This window comes from Streptomyces sp. NBC_00988 (assembly GCF_045162645.1).
GTDB lineage: Bacteria > Actinomycetota > Actinomycetes > Streptomycetales > Streptomycetaceae > Streptomyces.
In genome coordinates this window covers 8,342,491-8,359,788 of sequence record NZ_CP108730.1, presented here as the reverse complement: position 1 = coordinate 8,359,788, position 17,298 = coordinate 8,342,491, and the positions used below count along the sequence as shown (strand labels likewise).

General features: G+C 70.9%; 18 protein-coding genes. 6 read left to right on the top strand and 12 right to left on the bottom strand.

Translation table 11 applies throughout. The features are described from left to right. Window positions 1-25: 25 nt before the first annotated feature. A complete protein-coding gene (locus tag OG496_RS38525) occupies window positions 26-610 on the top strand; it encodes a TetR/AcrR family transcriptional regulator (protein WP_366490075.1) in 585 nt (194 codons plus the stop codon). An 82-nt stretch (window positions 611-692) separates the two neighbouring features. Here OG496_RS38525 and OG496_RS38520 read toward each other — a convergent pair whose 3' ends face one another. From OG496_RS38520 to OG496_RS38495, 6 genes are all read right to left on the bottom strand, one after another. Further along, window positions 693-2,951, bottom strand: a complete 2,259-nt coding sequence (locus OG496_RS38520) for a bifunctional diguanylate cyclase/phosphodiesterase (RefSeq protein ID WP_366490074.1) — start codon at window positions 2,949-2,951, stop codon at window positions 693-695. A gap of 270 nt (window positions 2,952-3,221) precedes the next feature. Then, on the bottom strand, window positions 3,222-5,414 hold the full coding sequence (gene ligA / locus OG496_RS38515; RefSeq protein WP_399387414.1) for an NAD-dependent DNA ligase LigA: 2,193 nt from the start codon (window positions 5,412-5,414) through the stop codon (window positions 3,222-3,224). A 15-nt stretch (window positions 5,415-5,429) separates the two neighbouring features. Beyond that, on the bottom strand, window positions 5,430-6,437 hold the full coding sequence (locus OG496_RS38510; RefSeq protein ID WP_366490071.1) for a methionine synthase: 1,008 nt from the start codon (window positions 6,435-6,437) through the stop codon (window positions 5,430-5,432). Between the two features lie 52 nt (window positions 6,438-6,489). Next, window positions 6,490-6,873 carry a hypothetical protein gene (locus OG496_RS38505; protein WP_405974153.1) on the bottom strand — a complete coding sequence of 128 codons (384 nt, stop codon included), beginning with the start codon at window positions 6,871-6,873 and terminating at the stop codon, window positions 6,490-6,492. Further along, complete coding sequence (locus OG496_RS38500) at window positions 6,870-7,568, bottom strand: SDR family oxidoreductase (RefSeq protein ID WP_405974152.1); 699 nt, start codon at window positions 7,566-7,568, stop codon at window positions 6,870-6,872. The genes OG496_RS38505 and OG496_RS38500 overlap by 4 nt, the downstream gene beginning before the upstream one ends. 7 nt (window positions 7,569-7,575) lie before the next feature. Then, on the bottom strand, window positions 7,576-8,115 hold the full coding sequence (locus tag OG496_RS38495) for a TIGR00730 family Rossman fold protein (protein WP_405974151.1): 540 nt from the start codon (window positions 8,113-8,115) through the stop codon (window positions 7,576-7,578). 50 nt (window positions 8,116-8,165) lie between these two features. On the opposite strand from OG496_RS38495, the gene OG496_RS38490 reads away from it, so the two are divergent. Both OG496_RS38490 and OG496_RS38485 read left to right on the top strand, forming a co-directional pair. Then, a complete protein-coding gene (locus tag OG496_RS38490; RefSeq protein ID WP_327401144.1) occupies window positions 8,166-8,489 on the top strand; it encodes a DUF427 domain-containing protein in 324 nt (107 codons plus the stop codon). A 37-nt stretch (window positions 8,490-8,526) separates the two neighbouring features. Then, a complete protein-coding gene (locus OG496_RS38485) occupies window positions 8,527-9,312 on the top strand; it encodes an alpha/beta fold hydrolase (protein WP_405974150.1) in 786 nt (261 codons plus the stop codon). 70 nt (window positions 9,313-9,382) lie between these two features. Here the strand turns inward: OG496_RS38485 and mnmA are convergent, their stop codons facing one another. Further along, on the bottom strand, window positions 9,383-10,513 hold the full coding sequence (gene mnmA, locus OG496_RS38480; protein ID WP_405974149.1) for a tRNA 2-thiouridine(34) synthase MnmA: 1,131 nt from the start codon (window positions 10,511-10,513) through the stop codon (window positions 9,383-9,385). A gap of 60 nt (window positions 10,514-10,573) precedes the next feature. Here mnmA and OG496_RS38475 point away from each other — a divergent pair, with 60 nt between their 5' ends. Both OG496_RS38475 and OG496_RS38470 read left to right on the top strand, forming a co-directional pair. Beyond that, window positions 10,574-11,323, top strand: a complete 750-nt coding sequence (locus OG496_RS38475; protein WP_405974148.1) for an N-acetylmuramoyl-L-alanine amidase — start codon at window positions 10,574-10,576, stop codon at window positions 11,321-11,323. 214 nt (window positions 11,324-11,537) lie between these two features. Continuing rightward, window positions 11,538-13,103, top strand: coding sequence for a multicopper oxidase family protein (locus tag OG496_RS38470; RefSeq protein WP_405974147.1), 1,566 nt, complete (start codon window positions 11,538-11,540; stop codon window positions 13,101-13,103). Window positions 13,104-13,125: 22 nt separating this feature from the next. Here OG496_RS38470 and OG496_RS38465 read toward each other — a convergent pair whose 3' ends face one another. From OG496_RS38465 to OG496_RS38455, 3 genes are all read right to left on the bottom strand, one after another. After that, window positions 13,126-14,289, bottom strand: coding sequence for a cysteine desulfurase family protein (locus OG496_RS38465; RefSeq protein WP_366490063.1), 1,164 nt, complete (start codon window positions 14,287-14,289; stop codon window positions 13,126-13,128). 74 nt (window positions 14,290-14,363) lie between these two features. After that, window positions 14,364-14,663 (bottom strand): DUF4190 domain-containing protein, encoded by a 300-nt coding sequence (locus OG496_RS38460; RefSeq protein ID WP_405974146.1) that lies wholly within the window; start codon window positions 14,661-14,663, stop codon window positions 14,364-14,366. 65 nt (window positions 14,664-14,728) lie between these two features. After that, complete coding sequence (locus OG496_RS38455; protein ID WP_365306810.1) at window positions 14,729-14,896, bottom strand: hypothetical protein; 168 nt, start codon at window positions 14,894-14,896, stop codon at window positions 14,729-14,731. A gap of 159 nt (window positions 14,897-15,055) precedes the next feature. On the opposite strand from OG496_RS38455, the gene OG496_RS38450 reads away from it, so the two are divergent. Further along, on the top strand, window positions 15,056-15,679 hold the full coding sequence (locus OG496_RS38450) for a TetR family transcriptional regulator (protein ID WP_399387398.1): 624 nt from the start codon (window positions 15,056-15,058) through the stop codon (window positions 15,677-15,679). Window positions 15,680-15,761: 82 nt separating this feature from the next. On the opposite strand, the gene OG496_RS38445 is transcribed toward OG496_RS38450, so the two are convergent. Then, on the bottom strand, window positions 15,762-16,124 hold the full coding sequence (locus OG496_RS38445) for a hypothetical protein (RefSeq protein WP_366490059.1): 363 nt from the start codon (window positions 16,122-16,124) through the stop codon (window positions 15,762-15,764). Between the two features lie 143 nt (window positions 16,125-16,267). After that, window positions 16,268-17,254, bottom strand: a complete 987-nt coding sequence (locus tag OG496_RS38440; RefSeq protein ID WP_405974145.1) for a helix-turn-helix transcriptional regulator — start codon at window positions 17,252-17,254, stop codon at window positions 16,268-16,270. Window positions 17,255-17,298 lie beyond the last annotated feature (44 nt).

Below are 17,298 nucleotides of genomic sequence, written 5' to 3'. Positions count from 1 at the left end.
CGCTAGCGATGCTAGAATCCGGGTCATGACGATTCAGACGCGCCGGGAGCGCGAGCGGGCGGAGCGGGAGCAGCTGATCGTCTCGGCCGCACGGGAGCTCGCCGAGACGGAGGGCTGGGACGCCGTGACGACACGGCGCCTGGCAGCCGAGATCGAGTACAGCCAGCCCGTCCTCTACAGCCACTTCAAGGACAAGGGCGCGATCATGGCGGCGGTGGCGGTGGAAGGCTGCGCCGTACTGGCCGCCGAGCTGCGCACGGCGCGCACAGCGGCGAAGGGCACGCGCGGGGCGCTGAGCGCGGTCGGCGAGACGTACACGTCGTTCGCGCGCCGCCGCCCGGCCCTCTACGACGCGATGTTCACGCACATGGTCGACCTGCCGTTCGCCACCCCGGAGGCACCGGCGCCGTTGCAGGCGGCCTTCGGCGAGATCTTCCAGGCCGTCGAGCCCATCGCGGCCGAGGGCGACGACCCGGGCCTGCTGACGGAGACGTACTGGGCGGGCCTGCACGGCTTGGTGACGCTGATGCGCAGCGGCCGCCTACCGGAGAAGGCACACGACCAGCGCCTGGCGCTGTTGATCGCCCACTTCGCAGCCGGGGCGAGGTGAGACACCTGGGGGCGCGGGGTTGTGTCGCGTTGCGGCTCCGCCGCGTGGGCGCGACCGGCCACGACGGACCCGCACCCGAAAGTCAGCCGATCCGCCCCGGATCATCCGCCGCAGCCGCGGGCAACGCGGCGCGAGGCCGCTGCCAACCCCGCGAACCCCTCGCCCGAAGCCACGCCGTCATGTCCTCCGGAGGCATCGCCGCAGCGACAAGCCACCCCTGGACGGCGTCACACCCCAGGTCCCGCAACCGCTCCCACGTCTCGTCGTCCTCGACCCCCTCAGCCACGACGAGCAGCCCGAGGGAATGCGCGAGATCAACAGTGCACCGCACGATCTCCGCGTCCTCCGTGTCCACCGCGAGCCGGGCCACGAACGACCGGTCGATCTTCAACTCGCTGACCGGCAGCCGCCGTAGATGCACCAGGGACGAGTAGCCCGTGCCGAAGTCGTCGAGGGACATCTTCACGCCGTGTCCGGTCAGTCCGTTGAGGGTGTCGGCGGCGCGCTGGGGGTCCTCCAGGAGGACGTGTTCCGTGATCTCCAGCTGGAGGGAGCCCGGCGGGACGCCGTGGCGGGCGAGGCGCGCGGCGACCGAGCCCGCGAAGCCGGGGGTGTGGACGTCGCGCGGGGAGACGTTCACCGCGACCGGTACGAACAGGCCCTGGGCACGCCATCGGGCGACCTGGGCGAGTGCCGTGTCGAGCACGTACTCCGTCAGGTGGGGCATCAGCCCGGACGACTCGGCGATCGCTATGAACTCGTCCGGCGGCACCTTCCCGCGCTCCGGGTGCACCCACCGCACCAGCGCCTCAAGTCCGGCGACCTGACCGTCGAAGCGGACCTTGGGCTGGTAGTGCAGCTGCACCTCGTGCGCGTCGAGGGCGCGGCGCAGATCGCCCAACAGGCCGAGCCGGTCAGGGGTGTTGGAGTCCCGCTTGGACTCGTAGACCTCTACGCCCGTACGGTCCCGCTTCGCCTGGTACATCGCGACGTCGGCCCGGCGCAGCAGCCCCTCGGCGTCGAGGGCGTGGTCGGGGAAGACGGCGACGCCCGCGCTGGCCTCCAGGACGAGGGTGAGCCCGTCGAGGTCGAGCGGGGAGCTGAGCGCGGCGACGAGGTTGCGGGCGACCCGGGTCGCGGACGTCGTGGAGTCGGCGACGGGCAGCAGGACGGCGAACTCGTCACCGCCGAGCCGCGCGGCCTCCGCCCCGCGCGGCAGCGCCACCCGCAGCCGGTCGGCTATCTGCAACAGCAGCCGGTCACCGGCGAGATGGCCCAGGGTGTCGTTGACCGACCGGAACCGGTCGAGGTCGATCAGCATGAGGGCTGCCTTGGCGCCGATGCGCTCGGCGTCGTCCAGGGCGGTCCAGATGCGCTCCAGGAGCCACTGCCGGTTGGGCAGCCCGGTCAGCGGGTCGCGCAGCTGCTCCTCGGCCCTGGCCCGGGCCATCCACAGGGTGGAGTCGAGGGCGATGAGCGGAATCGAGAACAGGGGCAGAAGTACCGGCTGGGCTACGGCGACCACGCAGATGAGTGGTGCGATGCCGAGCAGGGCTACGGCTACCAGCCCCTGTCTGAGCAGGGCGGTGCGGGCGACGGTGGGCAGTCCGCCGTGGCGCGGGGCGTGCAGATACCAGAGCAGGGTGCGGGTCACGGCGAGATAGGCGACGGCGACCAGCACCACTTCGGGGGCGGTGTAGACCGTCCAGGTGTCGGGGTTCCACGGCGTCTCGACGGACGGGACTCGTCCGAAGGCGCCCAGCACGAGTGCTCCGGCGGCGATGCCGAGGATGTCCACCGCGCCGTGCAGCACGCCCTGGCGCCAGCGGTTGCGCCGGGCTATGCCGACCAGGACGACGACGGTGAGGCTGACCATGCCGGCGGCGACCCAGCCGTAGAGCAGCAGGACGCCGAGGGTGAGGGCGGCGCCCGAGCCGGTGCCGCCCCACCAGCGGGCGCGGCCGAGGGCGACGAGGTGGCCGACGATGATGCCGGTCAGGACGGCGAGCGACCAGCCGACCGTGCCGGACGGGAAGAGCGCGTGGTCGCCGGTGAACGCCCGGAAGAAGCCTGCGCCGAGGACGAACCCGGCCGCGACCACGACCGCCGTGGGCAGCGCGGGCCAGGTCAGGTGGCGCGCGCCCTCGCCGTCCGGCAGCCCTGAGCTCGGGTCGGCGGAGAGCGGTACGGAGTGCCGGGCGTCCGGTGTGGAGTACTGTCCGGTGGCGCGCGGCTGGGCGCCCGGACGCTCCACGGGTCGCGCTCCCCAACGACTCTCCCGCCAGGCGCCGGTGAGCCGGCGCAGCAGTGAGTCCGGGGGGGCGCTCTCGGTCGGTTCCATTCCCGTCCCTCTCACAGCCGGCGGTGCCCACGCCACGCGGTCCGATGCCCGACTTCCGTCAACGGCACCGCGTTTGGAAAACCCCTCCCCCTGCTCACCAAGAGCAGGGGGTTGCCCCAACCGCAGCTGGGCACGGCAGGTGCACACCTCAACAGTAGGCCGCAGAAGGCTTCCACGGGCAGCGGTCGTAGACGGTTGCCCGAATGCGACCCGGCCACCCGTATGCATCTGGTATGCGCCGATCGGGTGGCCTTCAACCGCCGCTCCTCGCTACTCCTCGACCGGAAGCGCGACTTCGGCGGCCGCCTCGGGGCCCTGTTCCAACAGGACGACAAAGCCGTCCTCGTTCAGAACAGGCACCTTGACCTGCATTGCCTTGTCGTACTTCGAACCAGGATTGTCACCTACGACAACGAAAGACGTCTTCTTCGAAACAGAACCGGTCACTTTCGCTCCCCGGCTCTGCAGGGCGTCCTTCGCCCCGTCCCGCGTGAAGTGCTCAAGTGTGCCGGTGACGACCACGGTCAGCCCCTCCAGCGGGCGCGGACCCTCGTCCTCGGCGGAACCCTCCTCCTCCATCCGGACCCCGGCGGCCCGCCACTTGCGGAGGATCTCCTGGTGCCAGTCCTCGGCGAACCACTCCTTGAGCGAGGCGGCGATGATCGCGCCGACGCCGTCGGTGTTCGCCAGCTCCTCCTCGGTGGCCTGCTCGATCCGCTCGATCGAACGGAACTCGCGGGCCAGCGCCTCGGCCGCCACCGGGCCGACATGACGGATCGACAGGCCGGTGAGGATGCGGGCGAGCGGGCGGTCCTTGGCCGCCGCGATGGTCTCCAGCATCGCCAGCGCGTTCTTCTTCGGCTCGCCCTGCTGGTTGGCGAAGACCGTCGCGATCTTCTCCTCGCCGGTCTTCGGGTCGCGCTTGGGCAGCCCGCTGTCCTGGTCGAGGACGTACGCCTTGATGGGCAGCAACTGCTCGATGGTGAGCCCGAACAGGTCGCCCTCGTCACGCAGCGGCGGGTCGGCCGGCTCCAGCGGCTTGGTGAGGGCGGCCGCCGACACATAGCCGAAGTGGTCGATGTCCAGCGCCTTGCGGCCCGCGAGGTAGAAGAGGCGCTCCCTCAACTGGGCAGGACAGGCACGGGCGTTCGGGCAGCGGAGGTCGATGTCGCCCTCCTTCATCGGCCGCAGCGGGGTCCCGCACTCGGGGCACTCGGCCGGCATCACGAACTCCCGCTCGCTGCCGTCGCGCAGGTCGGCGACCGGACCGAGGATCTCCGGGATGACGTCACCGGCCTTGCGCAGCACCACCGTGTCGCCGATGAGGACGCCCTTGGCCTTGACGACCTCCTGGTTGTGCAGCGTCGCGAACTCGACCTCCGAACCGGCCACCGTCACCGGCTCGACCTGGGCGTACGGCGTGACCCGGCCCGTACGGCCCACGCCCACACGGATGTTGACGAGCTTGGTGTTGACCTCCTCGGGCGCGTACTTCCACGCGATCGCCCAGCGCGGGGCGCGGGAGGTGGAACCGAGCCGCCCCTGGAGGGGGATCTCGTCGAGCTTGACGACGACGCCGTCGATCTCGTGCGCCACGGAGTGGCGGTTCTCGCCGTAGTACCTGATGAACTCCCGTACGCCGTCGAGGTCGTCGACGACCCTGTTGTACGGGGAGGTGGGCAGGCCCCAGGTCTTCAGCAGGCCGTACGCCTCGGAGAGGCGGGTGAGGGCGTCGAAGCCCTCCAGGGCGCCGATGCCGTGCACGACCATGTGCAGGGGGCGGGTGGCGGTGACGCGGGGGTCCTTCTGGCGCAGTGAACCGGCCGCCGCGTTACGGGGGTTGGCGAAGGGCTTGTCGCCTGCCTCGACCAGGCGGGCGTTGAGCTCCTCGAACTTCTCCATCGGGAAGTAGACCTCGCCGCGGATCTCCACGAGGTCGGGCACACGGTCGCCGGTGAGGCGGTCCGGGATCTCCGCGATCGTGCGGACGTTGGGCGTGATGTCCTCGCCCGTACGGCCGTCGCCGCGGGTCGCCGCGCGCGTGAGACGGCCGTGCTCATACGTCAGGTTGACGGCGAGGCCGTCGACCTTCAGCTCGCACAGGAAGTGGTGCTCGGCGCTGCCGACGTCCTTGTGGACGCGCTCGGCCCAGGCCGCGAGCTCCAGGTCGTCGAACGCGTTGTCCAGGGAGAGCATGCGGGAGCGGTGGACGACGGAGGTGAACTCCGTCTCGTACGCCCCCGCGACCTTCTGGGTCGGCGAGTCCGGCGTCCGCAGCTCCGGGTACTCCTCCTCCAGCGCCTCCAGGGAGCGCAGGAGCTTGTCGAAGTCCGCGTCGCTGACGACCGGGGCGTCGTTCACGTAGTACCGGAAGCGGTGCTCCTCGATCTGCTCAGCGAGCTGCGCGTGCTTCTCCCGTGCCTCTGCGGGCACCGTCGTCTCCGCTTGCCTGTCGCCGGCCACCGTGTTGTCCTTCCGTCACTCAGGGTTGTCCGCGAGGGATCTCGCCGCCCGGACGCAGTGGGCGAGGGCATGGCGCGCGTACTCGGGAGAAGCCCCCGCGAGTCCGCACGACGGGGTGATCGTGACCGCCTCCGCGAGAAGTCCCGGTCGCAGCCCCAGCCTGCGCCACAGCGTCCTGACACCCATGACGCTACCGGCAGGGTCCGACAACGCGGTGTCCGTGCCCGGCACGACACCGGCGAAGAGCCGGGTGCCGGCCTCGACCGCTTCGCCGATCACGTCGTCGTCACGCTCGGTGAGGAGCGAGAAGTCGAAGGAGACCCCCGCCGCGCCCGCCCGGCGCAGCAGGGCGAATGGCACGTCCGGTGCGCAGGAGTGGACGACGACCGGGCCGTTCCCGTGCACCCCGACGACCTCGCGGAGCGTGTCCTCGACGAGTTGACGGTCGACGGCGCGGTGGGTGCGGTACCCGCTCGCCGACCTGACGTGTCCGCGCAGTACGGCCATGAGGGAGGGCTCGTCCAGTTGCAGCACGATCTGGGCGCCGGGGACGCGGCGTTGGACGTCGGCGAGGTGGTTGCGCAGGCCCTCGGCGAGCGAGCCCGCGAGGTCCCGGCCGGCCCCGAGGTCGGAGAGCACGGACTCACCGTTCCTCAACTCCAGACTGGCGGCGAGGGTCCAGGGTCCTACGGCCTGCACCTTGAGCGGGCCCTCGTATCCCTGGGTGAACTCCTCGAACGCGTCGAGGTCCTCCCCCAGCCACGCCCACGCCCGCTTCGTGTCCCGCCCCGGCCGGTCCCCGATCCGCCAACCGCTGGGCTCCACACGCGCGTACACCTCGACGAGCAGCCCCGCGGTCCGGCCGATCATGTCCGCGCCGGGTCCCCGGGCGGGCAGTTCGGGCAGGAACGGGAAGTCCTCGAAGGCACCGGTCGCGGTCTTCGCGGCCTCACGGGCGTCACCACCGGGGAGTGAACCGACACCGGTGGCGGGACCGAAGCTGAACTGGCTGCTGTTGCTCACCCCGGAAGACTACGGAACCCTCCGGGGGTGTGGCAGCGTGCCGGCCTGGGCTTCAAAGCATCCGGGTCCTGAGCCTCTCCAGGAACTCGGCCAGCCGTTCCGGGTCCGCGACCTCCAGGTTGTTGTAGAAGCGGTCGCGCTCCCAGGAGACGTCCGTCCCGCCGTGCACGCTGCCGCTCCCGATGAACTCGCCCTCGGTGTCGAGCAGGGCAATGGTCACGCGGCCGAGGCAGCGGCAGATGTCGTCCGCGAACGTGCCGGTCGTGGTGAGAGTGCGCAGCTCCGCGAGGTCCTCGGCATCGAACACCTCACCGATGAGCCCGCGTTCGGCGAGGGGCCCGCCGTTGTCGCCGCCTTCGAGGACGACCGCGGCTGCCGTACGCCCCCAGACCTCGTCGAGCCAGCCCAGGATCTCCGCACCCCTCGCCCCGCTCACCGTCCCGGCCGCACCGTCACGTCGTTGACCTCCGCGTCTGCCGGCAGGTCGATCGCCATCAGGATCGTCGTCGCGACCGACTCGGGGTCGATCCACTGGGAGGGGTCGTACTGCTTGCCCTCCTGTTGGTGGACCTTGACCTGCATGGGGCTCGCGGTGCGGCCGGGGTAGACCGAGGTGACGCGGACGCCGTTGGCGTGCTCTTCGTGGCGCAGGGAGTCCGCCAGGGCCTTCAGGCCGTGCTTGGAGGCGGCGTACGCGGACCAGTCGGCGCTCGCTCGCAGTCCCGCGCCGGAGTTCACGAAGAGGACGTGGCCGCCGGACAGCCGGAGTTGGGGCAGGAAGTGGCGGGTCAGTTCGGCGGGGGCGATCAGGTTGACGTTGAGCTGGTGGCGCCAGGTCTTCGGGGTCAGCTCGCCCACCGGGCCGAGGTCGACCACTCCGGCGATGTGCAGGAGCGTGTCCACGCGGTCGGGCAGGCTCTGGTGCGAGAACGCCCAGCTGAGCTTGTCCGGGTCCGCCAGGTCGCCCACCAGGGTGCTCGCCCCCGGGTACTCCGCCGCCAGTTCCTTCGCGCGGCCCGCGTCGCGCGCGTGGAGCACGAGTTGGTCCCCGCGCGCGTGCAGCCGGCGGGCGACGGCCGCGCCGATGCCGGAACCGGCTCCGGTGATCACATGTGTAGCCATGTCCGCCATGCTCGCATCACCGCGTGCCGAGCGACGCCTCCAGGTAGGCCAGCGCCCCCACCGGCTCCTCCGCGAAGAACACCAGGTCGGTGAGCGGGACGGGCAGGAACCCCTCGTCCTCCATGCGCCGGAACTGGGTCTTCAGGCCGTCGTAGAAGCCCGCGGTGTTCAGCAGGACCACCGGCTTGTCGGTGTGGCCGTGCTTCTTCAGTTCCAGGATCTCCGTGGCCTCGTCCAGGGTCCCGGTACCGCCCACCATGATGACGACGGCGTCGGACTTCTCCAGGAGCAGCTTCTTGCGCTCGGCGAGGTCACCTGCGATCACCATCTCGTCCGCGTCCGCCCGTGCCGACGCCGCCAGGAAGGTCACCGAGACGCCCACCAGCCGTCCGCCGGCCGCCTGTACGCCGTCCGCGACCACCTTCATCAGCCCGGACTCCGAACCGCCCCACACGAGCGTGTGCCCGCCCTTGCCCAGCAGTTCCGCGAACTCGCGCGCGGGGCGCGTGTAGCGCTCGTCCAGATCGGCGGCGGAGAGAAAGACACAGATCTTCATGTCGTCACCGTACGCGGGAAGAACCAGGCGTCCGCGAGTGCTTTTCCGGTATGGCCCAAGGACACACGATCACGATCGAGCAGGGCGACCGGCACGTCCGCGTCGTCCACGGCGACCAGGTGCTGGCGGAGAGCGACCGCCCCCTCGTCCTGAAGGAGACCGGTTCTCCGGTGCGGTACTACCTCCCTCCGGAGGATGTACGCCTCGACCTCCTGACCCCCTCCGAGACCCACACCCACTGCCCCTTCAAGGGCGACGCCTCCTACTGGTCCCTGCCGGACTCCCCCGACCTGGTGTGGGCCTACCCCGACCCCAAGCCCGACGTAGCCCAGATCAAGGACCACCTCTGCTTCTACGAAGTAGAGGTGTCGTGACCGATTAGTCGGCGTTCCTTCGGCAGTCTTCACCGACATGGACAAGAAGACTGTTTCGCGCGACGGCACCGCCATCGCGTACGAACGCATCGGTGCGGGTCCGCCCGTCGTCCTGGTCGGTGGCGCGATGACGACGGGCGACGGCCTGCTGCCGCTCGCCGCGCAGCTCGCGCACCGGTTCGGGGCCGTCCCCTACGACCGCCGGGGCCGGGGCGCGAGCGGCGACACGGCGCCCTTCGCCGTGGCCCGGGAGGTGGAGGACCTCGCGGCGCTGATCGACGCCGTGGGCGGCAGCGCGGCGCTCTACGGCCACTCGTCCGGCGCCGCCCTCGCCCTGCACGCGGCGGCAAGCGGTCTGCCCGTCACCCAAGTCGCCCTGTACGAGCCTCCGTTCGCCCTCGACGCGACCGGCGCCAAGGAGCGCGCCGAGTACACCGAGCGCCTCACGGAACTCCTCGCCGAGGGCCGCCACAGCGACGCCGTCGCGCTCTTCATGGCGCTCACCGGCGCACCCCCGGAGATGATCGACGGCGCCCGCCGCTCCCCCATGTGGCCCGGCATGGAGGCCATCGCCCCGACCCTCGCCTACGACGACGCGGCCATGGGGGACGGACTGGTACCGGCGGAGCGGCTGGCGTCCCTGTCCGTCCCGGTGCTCACCATCGCGGGCGGCGCGAGCGCCGAGTGGATGCGGGAGGCCGCGCGGGCCGTGGCGGACGCGGCGCCGGACGGGACGTACCGCACGCTGGACGGTCAGACCCACATGGTGGACCCGGCCGTTCTCGCGCCCGTGCTCGCCGAGTTCTTCGCGGACTCGAACTGACCCGGCCGCCCGACGACTTGGCCCCGGTCTCGGGCCCTGCTCTCAGGCGTCCTGGTCTCGGTCTCCGGTCTCAGGCCATCGCCGTCGCCGCGCGCGTGGTCGTCGCGATCGTCGCCGACCCCACCACACGCGTGTCGTCGTACAGCACGATCGCCTGCCCGGGGGCCACGCCCCGTACCGGCTCGCTGAACGACACCTCCAGGGTGCCGTCGACGAGCTCGGCGGTGACCTCGGTCTCGCCGCCGTGGGCACGGAGCTGGGCGGTGTAGGTGCCGGGGCCGGAGGGTGCCGTGCCGCACCAGCGGGGCTTGACGGCGGTGAGGCCGCTGACGTCGAGGGAGGCGGCCGGGCCGACCGTCACCGTGTTGTCGACCGGGGAGATGTCCAGGACGTAGCGCGGCTTGCCGTCGGCGGCCGGGGTGCCGATGCGCAGGCCCTTGCGCTGGCCGATGGTGAAGCCGTACGCGCCCTCGTGCGAGCCGATGACGGAGCCGGACTCGTCGACGATGTCGCCCTCGGCCTTGCCCAGACGGTTCGCGAGGAAGCCCTGGGTGTCGCCGTCGGCGATGAAGCAGATGTCGTGCGAGTCGGGCTTCTTGGCGACCGCGAGGCCCCGGCGCTCGGCCTCCGCGCGGATCTCGCCCTTCGTCGTCACCGTGTCGCCAAGCGGGAACAGCGCGTGCGCGAGCTGCCGCTCGTCCAGGACACCGAGGACGTACGACTGGTCCTTCGCCATGTCGGAGGCGCGGTGCAGTTCGCGGGTGCCGTCCTCGTTCACGATCACCTGGGCGTAGTGGCCGGTGCAGACCGCGTCGAAGCCGAGCGCGAGGGCCTTGTCGAGGAGGGCGGCGAACTTGATCTTCTCGTTGCAGCGCAGGCACGGGTTCGGGGTGCGGCCGGCCTCGTACTCGGCGACGAAGTCCTCGACGACGTCCTCGCGGAAGCGGTCGGCGAGGTCCCAGACGTAGAACGGGATGCCGATGACGTCGGCGGCGCGGCGGGCGTCCCGTGAGTCCTCGATCGTGCAACAGCCACGCGCGCCCGTGCGGAACGATTGCGGGTTCGCGGAGAGCGCGAGGTGGACGCCGGTCACGTCGTGGCCGGCTTCCGCGGCGCGGGCGGCGGCGACGGCGGAGTCGACGCCGCCCGACATGGCGGCGAGTACGCGAAGGGGGCGGGGGCGCTGCGAGGTCTCAGTCATAACCCTTCCAGGGTACGGGTCCTCGGGAACCGGGGCCCGCGAGTATCCGTTGACGATCACATGGGGGAGACACAGAGCGATGAGAACCGTCAAAGTCGTCAGGACAGTCAGGGCGATCGGGGCGATCCGGCGGGGAAGCCGACGGGCGCCGCGGACACGTCACCGGGTTCCGCCGGCCGGCGGCCCGGGCGGCGTGCGCTGCTCATCGGCGGGGCCGTGGCCGCCGTAGGGACCGCTGTGGTGGCTCGGGACGAGTTGGCGCGGTTGTGGTGGCGGGCGCCGGGGGTGGAGAAGCCGCGGACTCCGGGGGCCGTCGATTTTCCGGGGGCCACGTGGGTGGCGGCGTCCTCGGCGAACTACCGGCGGGCCGACCGGCCGGACGACTACGCGATAGACCGGGTGGTCATCCATGTCACACAGGGCAGTTACGCGAGCGCGGTGAAGGCCTTCGAGGACCCCTCGCACCAGGCCGCCGCGCACTACATCGTCCGGCAGCGCGGGGACATCACGCAGATGATCCGCGAGCTGGACGTGGCCTTCCACGCGGGGAACCGCGAGTACAACGAACGCAGTGTCGGCATCGAGCACGAGGGCTTCGTGGACCGGAAGTCGTCGTTCACGGACGTGATGTACACGAACTCCGCGCGGCTGACGGCGGAGATATGCGGGCGCTACGGAATCCCTGTGGACCGGAAGCACGTCATCGGGCACGTGGAGGTGCCGGGGACCGATCACACGGACCCCGGGCGGTACTGGGACTGGGACCGGTACATGACGCTCGTAAGGCGGGCACACCGGACACAAGCGTGACCCGCGTCACATGGCGGCTTGGCTATGAGTCGTTTCAGTCACGGCGGTGTCCGATGCGTCCCCTGCTCCGGATGTGACCTGGGGCACGCCAACTCCACTTTGACTCAAGGGGAGTTGGGGAGCGATCACGCACGCGTACCTTTCATAGACTGCTCTGCTGGCTACTAACAACCCCCCAGTCTTTACACAGCCCTTAGGTCAAATCTCTGGCCCCATGACACACACCAGCGAGCCCGCGTCCGGAGAGAACAGAGACGTGAAGGGCAACCACCGCAAGTCCACGGCCGAGAAGCGCGAGCACGGCAAGGACATCGCGGTCCGGGGCAAGGGTCTGCACCGGCGCAAGTTCCTCGGCGGGATGGCCGGGACCGGCATCGCGGCGGTCGCGGCGGCGGGCGGAGCCTTCGCCCTGCTGAACGACGCGGCGAAGAACAAGGCCTCCGCGGCGGACAGCACCCTGGTCATCCCGGACCTCCTGGAGGGCACGACCAGCGGCACCACCACGACCTTCACCCTGGAGGCCAAGACCGGCACCGCCGAGGTGCTGAGCGGGGTCACCAGCGACACCATGGGCTACAACCAGTCGTTCCTCGGCCCCACCATGAAGTGGACCAACGGCGACACGGTCCTGCTGAACATCACCAACAGCCTGGGCGCGGACACCACCGTCCACTTCCACGGCGCCCACGTCCCGGCCAAGATGGACGGCGGCCCGCAGGTCGCGTTCTCCGACGGGACCACCTGGTCGCCGACGTTCACGGTCGACGACGACGCGAAGACCCTCTGGTACCACCCGCACGCGCTGGGCACGACGGCCAAGCAGGCGGTGCACGGGCTGGCCGGCATGATCATCGTCGAGGACGACTCGACCACCTCCGCCGACCTGCCCAGCGACTACGGCGTCGACGACGTTCCGCTGATCTTCCAGTGCCTCGCCGTCGACAGCGCCGGCGACATCAAGTACGACCTGACCGGCTACCTGAGCAGCGGTCTCAGCTACCCGGTCCTGCTGAACGGCACGAACGTCGACTCCACCACGCTCGGCTTCACCGCCACCAAGACCCGCACCCGGTTCCGGGCGCTCAACGCCTCGCCGTCGGACATCATCACCATCCAGCGCAGCGACGGCGGCACCCTCACCCAGATCTCCAGCGACCAGGGCTACCTCGCCGAGGCGGCCGAGGTGACGACCATCCGGCTGGTGGCGGGCGCCCGCGCCGAGTTCGTGATGGACCTGACCGCGGACGCCACGCTCCAGGCCGTCATCACCACCGGCTGGGTCCGCGGCGGCAGCGGCACCTACGACGTCCTGGCCGTCACCGCGAGCGGCACCGACACCCCGGACGACCTGCCCTCCACCCTCAACACCATCGACCGGTACGACACCAGCGACTTCACCGCCCGCACCATCACGCTCGGCCAGAGCGGCACGACGATGCTGATCAACGGTTCGGCCGGCACCACCATGGCCGGCATGGCGATGATCAGCACCACGCTGGGCGCCAAGGAGATCTGGACGATCAAGAACAGCACCCAGCTGGAACACTCGTTCCATCTGCACGACGTGCCGTATCAGCTCATAGCGATCAACGGTGACACCCCGACGGGGGTCCAACTCGGCTGGTACGACACCTACGAAGTGGTCGGCGGCGGCTCGATCCAGATCGCCATGGAGTTCACCGACTACGCCGACGACACCTATATGTACATGCTCCACTGCCATCTCCTGCAGCACGAGGACGAGGGCATGATGGCCGCCCTCATGGTGACGGAGAGCTAGGCCGGGTGTAGGCGAACGGCCCTCAGGTCAGCCCGGCGGCGCGCGCACGTTCCACCGCCGGGCCGATCGCCTTCGCCACGGCCTCCACGTCGGCCTCCGTGGAGGTGTGGCCGAGGGAGAAGCGCAGGGTGCCGCGGGCCAGGTCCGGATCGGTGCCGGTGGCGAGGAGGACATGGCTGGGCTGGGCGACGCCCGCCGTGCAGGCCGAACCGGTGGAGCACTCGATGCCCTGGGCGTCCAGCAGGAGCAGCAGGGAGTCGCCCTCGCAGCCGGGGAACGTGAAGTGGGCGTTGGCCGGGAGGCGGTCCACCGGGTCGCCGCCGAGGATCGCGTCCGGGACCGCCGTACGGACGGCGGAGACCAGCTCGTCGCGCAGGGCGCCGATCTCGCGGGCGAACCACTCGCGCTGTTCGGCGGCGAGCCGGCCGGCGACCGCGAAGGAGGCGATCGCGGGGACGTCGAGAGTGCCGGAGCGGACATGGCGTTCCTGGCCGCCGCCGTGCAGGACGGGTACGGGGGTGTACTCGCGGCCCAGCAGCAGGGCGCCGATGCCGTACGGGCCGCCGATCTTGTGGCCGGAGACGGTTGCCGCGGCGAGCCCGGAGGCGGCGAAGTCGACCGGAACCTGACCGAAGGCCTGCACCGCGTCGGCGTGCAGCGGGATGCCGAACTCCCCCGCCACGTCGGCGAGTTCACGCACCGGCATGACCGTGCCGATCTCGTTGTTGGCCCACATCACGGTCGCCAGGGCGACGTCGTCGGGGTTGCGGGCGATCGCCTCGCGGAGCACCTCGGGGCGGACGCGGCCGTAGGAGTCGACCGGGAGGTACTCGACGGTCGCGCCCTCGTGCTCGCCCAGCCAGTGGACGGCGTCCAGGACGGCGTGGTGCTCGACGGGGCTGGCCAGAACCCGGGTGCGGGCCGGGTCGGCGTCGCGGCGGGACCAGTACAGGCCCTTCACCGCGAGGTTGTCGGCCTCGGTGCCGCCGGAGGTGAACACGACCTCGCTGGGGCGGGCGCCGAGCGCTTCGGCGAGGGTCTCCCGGGCCTCTTCGACCGTACGGCGGGCCTTGCGGCCGGAAGCGTGGAGGGAGGAGGCGTTGCCCGTGATGCTCAGGTGGGCCGTCATCGCCTCGACTGCCTCGGGAAGCATCGGGGTGGTCGCGGCGTGGTCGAGGTATGCCATGGTGACGCCGATTCTACGGGCCCCGCTGCGCACCCCGGAGGGGCGGGCACGCCTGGCTGGATCCGGCGGGCCTCCTAGAAGCTCCAGGAGACCGTGTTGTCCAGCTGCATGAACGCGACGAGGACCAGCAGATCGGCGATACCGAGCCCGAGGCCGAGGAAGGCGCGGCCGCGACGGGCGGTGCCGCGCCACAGCGCCACGCCGGCCAGGGCGATGGCGATCGGGCCGAGGAACACGTTGAGCACGAGCAGACCGACGAGGCCGAGGATGAAGGACGCGACGGCCATGCCGTCGGCGTCACGACGGCCGGTGGGCTTCACGGCGGCGTTGGCGGTTGTGGTGGTGCTGCTGGTTGCCGGTGCGGTGAGTTGCATGTGGTTTCAGCTCCCGATGATCGGGCGGGTGGTGGGTCGGGCGGTCGACTGGCAGCCGCGGACGGTCAGTTGGCGGTCGTACGGCTGCGGCGGCCGTGCCGCTCGCGGAGCGCGAAGATGCCCAGCCATACGGCGATGACGGTGGCGGCGACGGCGGTGAAGGCGAGCGGCGCGTGGGCCACGGTGCCCACCACGACGCCGAACAGCAGGAGCGCTACGACGAGGAACAGCATGGGATGAATCCCCCTCCGAGCCGACCGGGACGTCCGGGACGTCCGGGACGGCTCTCGTTACGTTTCGGTGAACGGTTGTAGTAACACCTGTTCACTGAACTTGAGTCTAGCGCGTCCGGCGACTTTCCAATTACGGAGAACAGTTGTTAACTGGATGACATGAGTCACACCCTCGGCATCCGGCAGGTACAGAAGCAGAAGACCCGACAGGCGTTGCTGGACGCCGCGTTGGGGCTGCTGGAGGAGCAGAGCCTGAGCAGTCTCGGCCTGCGCGAGGTCACCCGGGCCGTGGGCGTCGCCCCGACCGCCTTCTACCGGCACTTCCGCTCCACGGCCGACCTCGGGGTCGCGCTCGTCGAGGAGGCGCTGGGCAGTCTGCATCCGATGATCCGGCAGACGGTGGCCCCGGCGGACAGCGGCCAACGCATCACGCGGGCCGTCGAGTTGATCGCCCACCACGTGGACACGTATCCGGCCCACGTCCGCTTCATCGCGCGCGAACGGCACGGCGGGGTGCAGCCGGTACGGGAGGCCATCCGGGACCAACTCGCCCGGTTCGCCGAGGAGGTGAAGGCCGAGCTCGCCAAGGACCCCGAGTCGCGGGGCTGGCGCGACGACGACCTGCTGATGCTGGCCCACCTCTATGTCGACCAGATGCTCATCACGGCCTCGCTCTTCCTGGAGGCACTGGAGGCGTCGGCCGAGGAGCGCGAGCGCGTGGCCCAACTCGCCCAGCAGCAGATGCGGTTGATCAGCGTGGGGCGGAGGCACTGGCTCGGCTGAGCGCCCCACGCGGGACAGGCATACGACAGGGGCGGCACGCCCGGTGTACGAGCGTGCCGCCCCTGCTGTGCGGGAGCCGCGGTCAGCCCTGCTGCGGGGCCCCGCTCATCTGGCCGCCGCCCGGGCCGCCGCCGCACCCGCCACCGGGGCCGCCGCCCTGGCCGCCGCCCCCACCGGGACCACCGGTCGGCATGCCGGAGGCGTTGCCGGTCGGCATGCCCGTCGGCCTGCCCGAGGCCGCGGCGCCCGTGGGCGCGCCGGAGGGGGCGCCGGAGGGCCGTGCCGTGGCCTTGCCGGTGGGCCTGCCGGAGGCGGAACAGGACTGCGTGGAACCGGAGTTGCCGCTGCCGGAGGACGACGACGAGTCGCTCGACCCGCAGGCCGCCAGGGCCAGGGGCGAGAGCGCCAGCAGGGCCACTGCGGGGAGGAGACGCGCACGCTTCATGAGAAACAACTCCAAAAACGATGAGGATGTCTTGTGACGGGAACTCAACCAACGCCGCTTAGGGCTTCGTTGTCGGAGCCCTGTCCTCACCCTGTGCGCGGAGTAAAGGGCAGCCCAAGAGACCACCCTGACCTGCTACTTCACTACTGACCCGCACCTACTCGCTGGTACAGCTCCGTGACAGAAGCGGCCGCCGCGGCCACCTCCGCGCGTACCTCCGGCGGTGATACGACCTCCAACGCGTCGGCGAACTGCAGCAGTTGGCGTGCCTCGCGGACGACGCCGTAGGACAGCCGGACCGTCACCCAGTCGCTCTCGCCGTCAACGGCGCTGTCGGGCATGGGGAGTTCGGCGAGCGAGGAGGCGTTGAGGCGCAGGAACATGTCGAGGCGGGAGCGGCGGACGCGGACGGTGACGTCGAGTCCGCCGGGGCGTTCCTCGACCTGGCGGCGCAACTCCTCCCAGGCGTCGGCGAGTTCGACACCCGGCCGGCGCTTCACGGGGTCGGGCAGAAGGGTGGCCGAGTGCACGCGGTCGGCGCGGAAGAGGCGGGGGCGCGCACGGCGGTCGGCGACGAGATACCAGACGCCGGCCTTGGAGACGAGACCGTAAGGGTCGACGGTGTAGGTGCTCGGCTCCTTCGCCCCGCTGTGCCGATAGCGCAGCCGCAACCGCCGGTCGGCGAAGACCGCGTCCTGCAACACGTCCAGATCCACGGCGGGTTGGGGCCCGCCCTTCCAGCGGGTGGCGTCGACGAGGATGCGCCGCGAGGTCACCTCGGCGGCCGGCCGGTACGGCGCCGGCAGCGCGGCCATCACCTTGCGCAGCGCGGAACCGAGCGCGGCGTCGAGACCGAGTGCGGCGTGGGCGCCCTGCGCGGCCAGGATGAACAGGGCGCGCGACTCGTCGGCGGTCAGTCCCGTCACGTCCGTCCGGAACCCGGCGAGCAACTCGATCCCCCCGTGCCGCCCCCGCTCGGCGTACACCGGCACCCCGGAGGCGGACAACGCCTCGACGTCCCGGTAGATGGTCCGCACCGACACCTCAAGCCGGTCGGCGAGTTCATGCGCGGGAACGCGACCCCGGGTCTGCAGGAGCAACAGGATCGAGAGCAGTCGGTCGGCCTTCACACCCCCAGAATCCACTGCGCGAAACCCTCGTGCAAATGTTGACG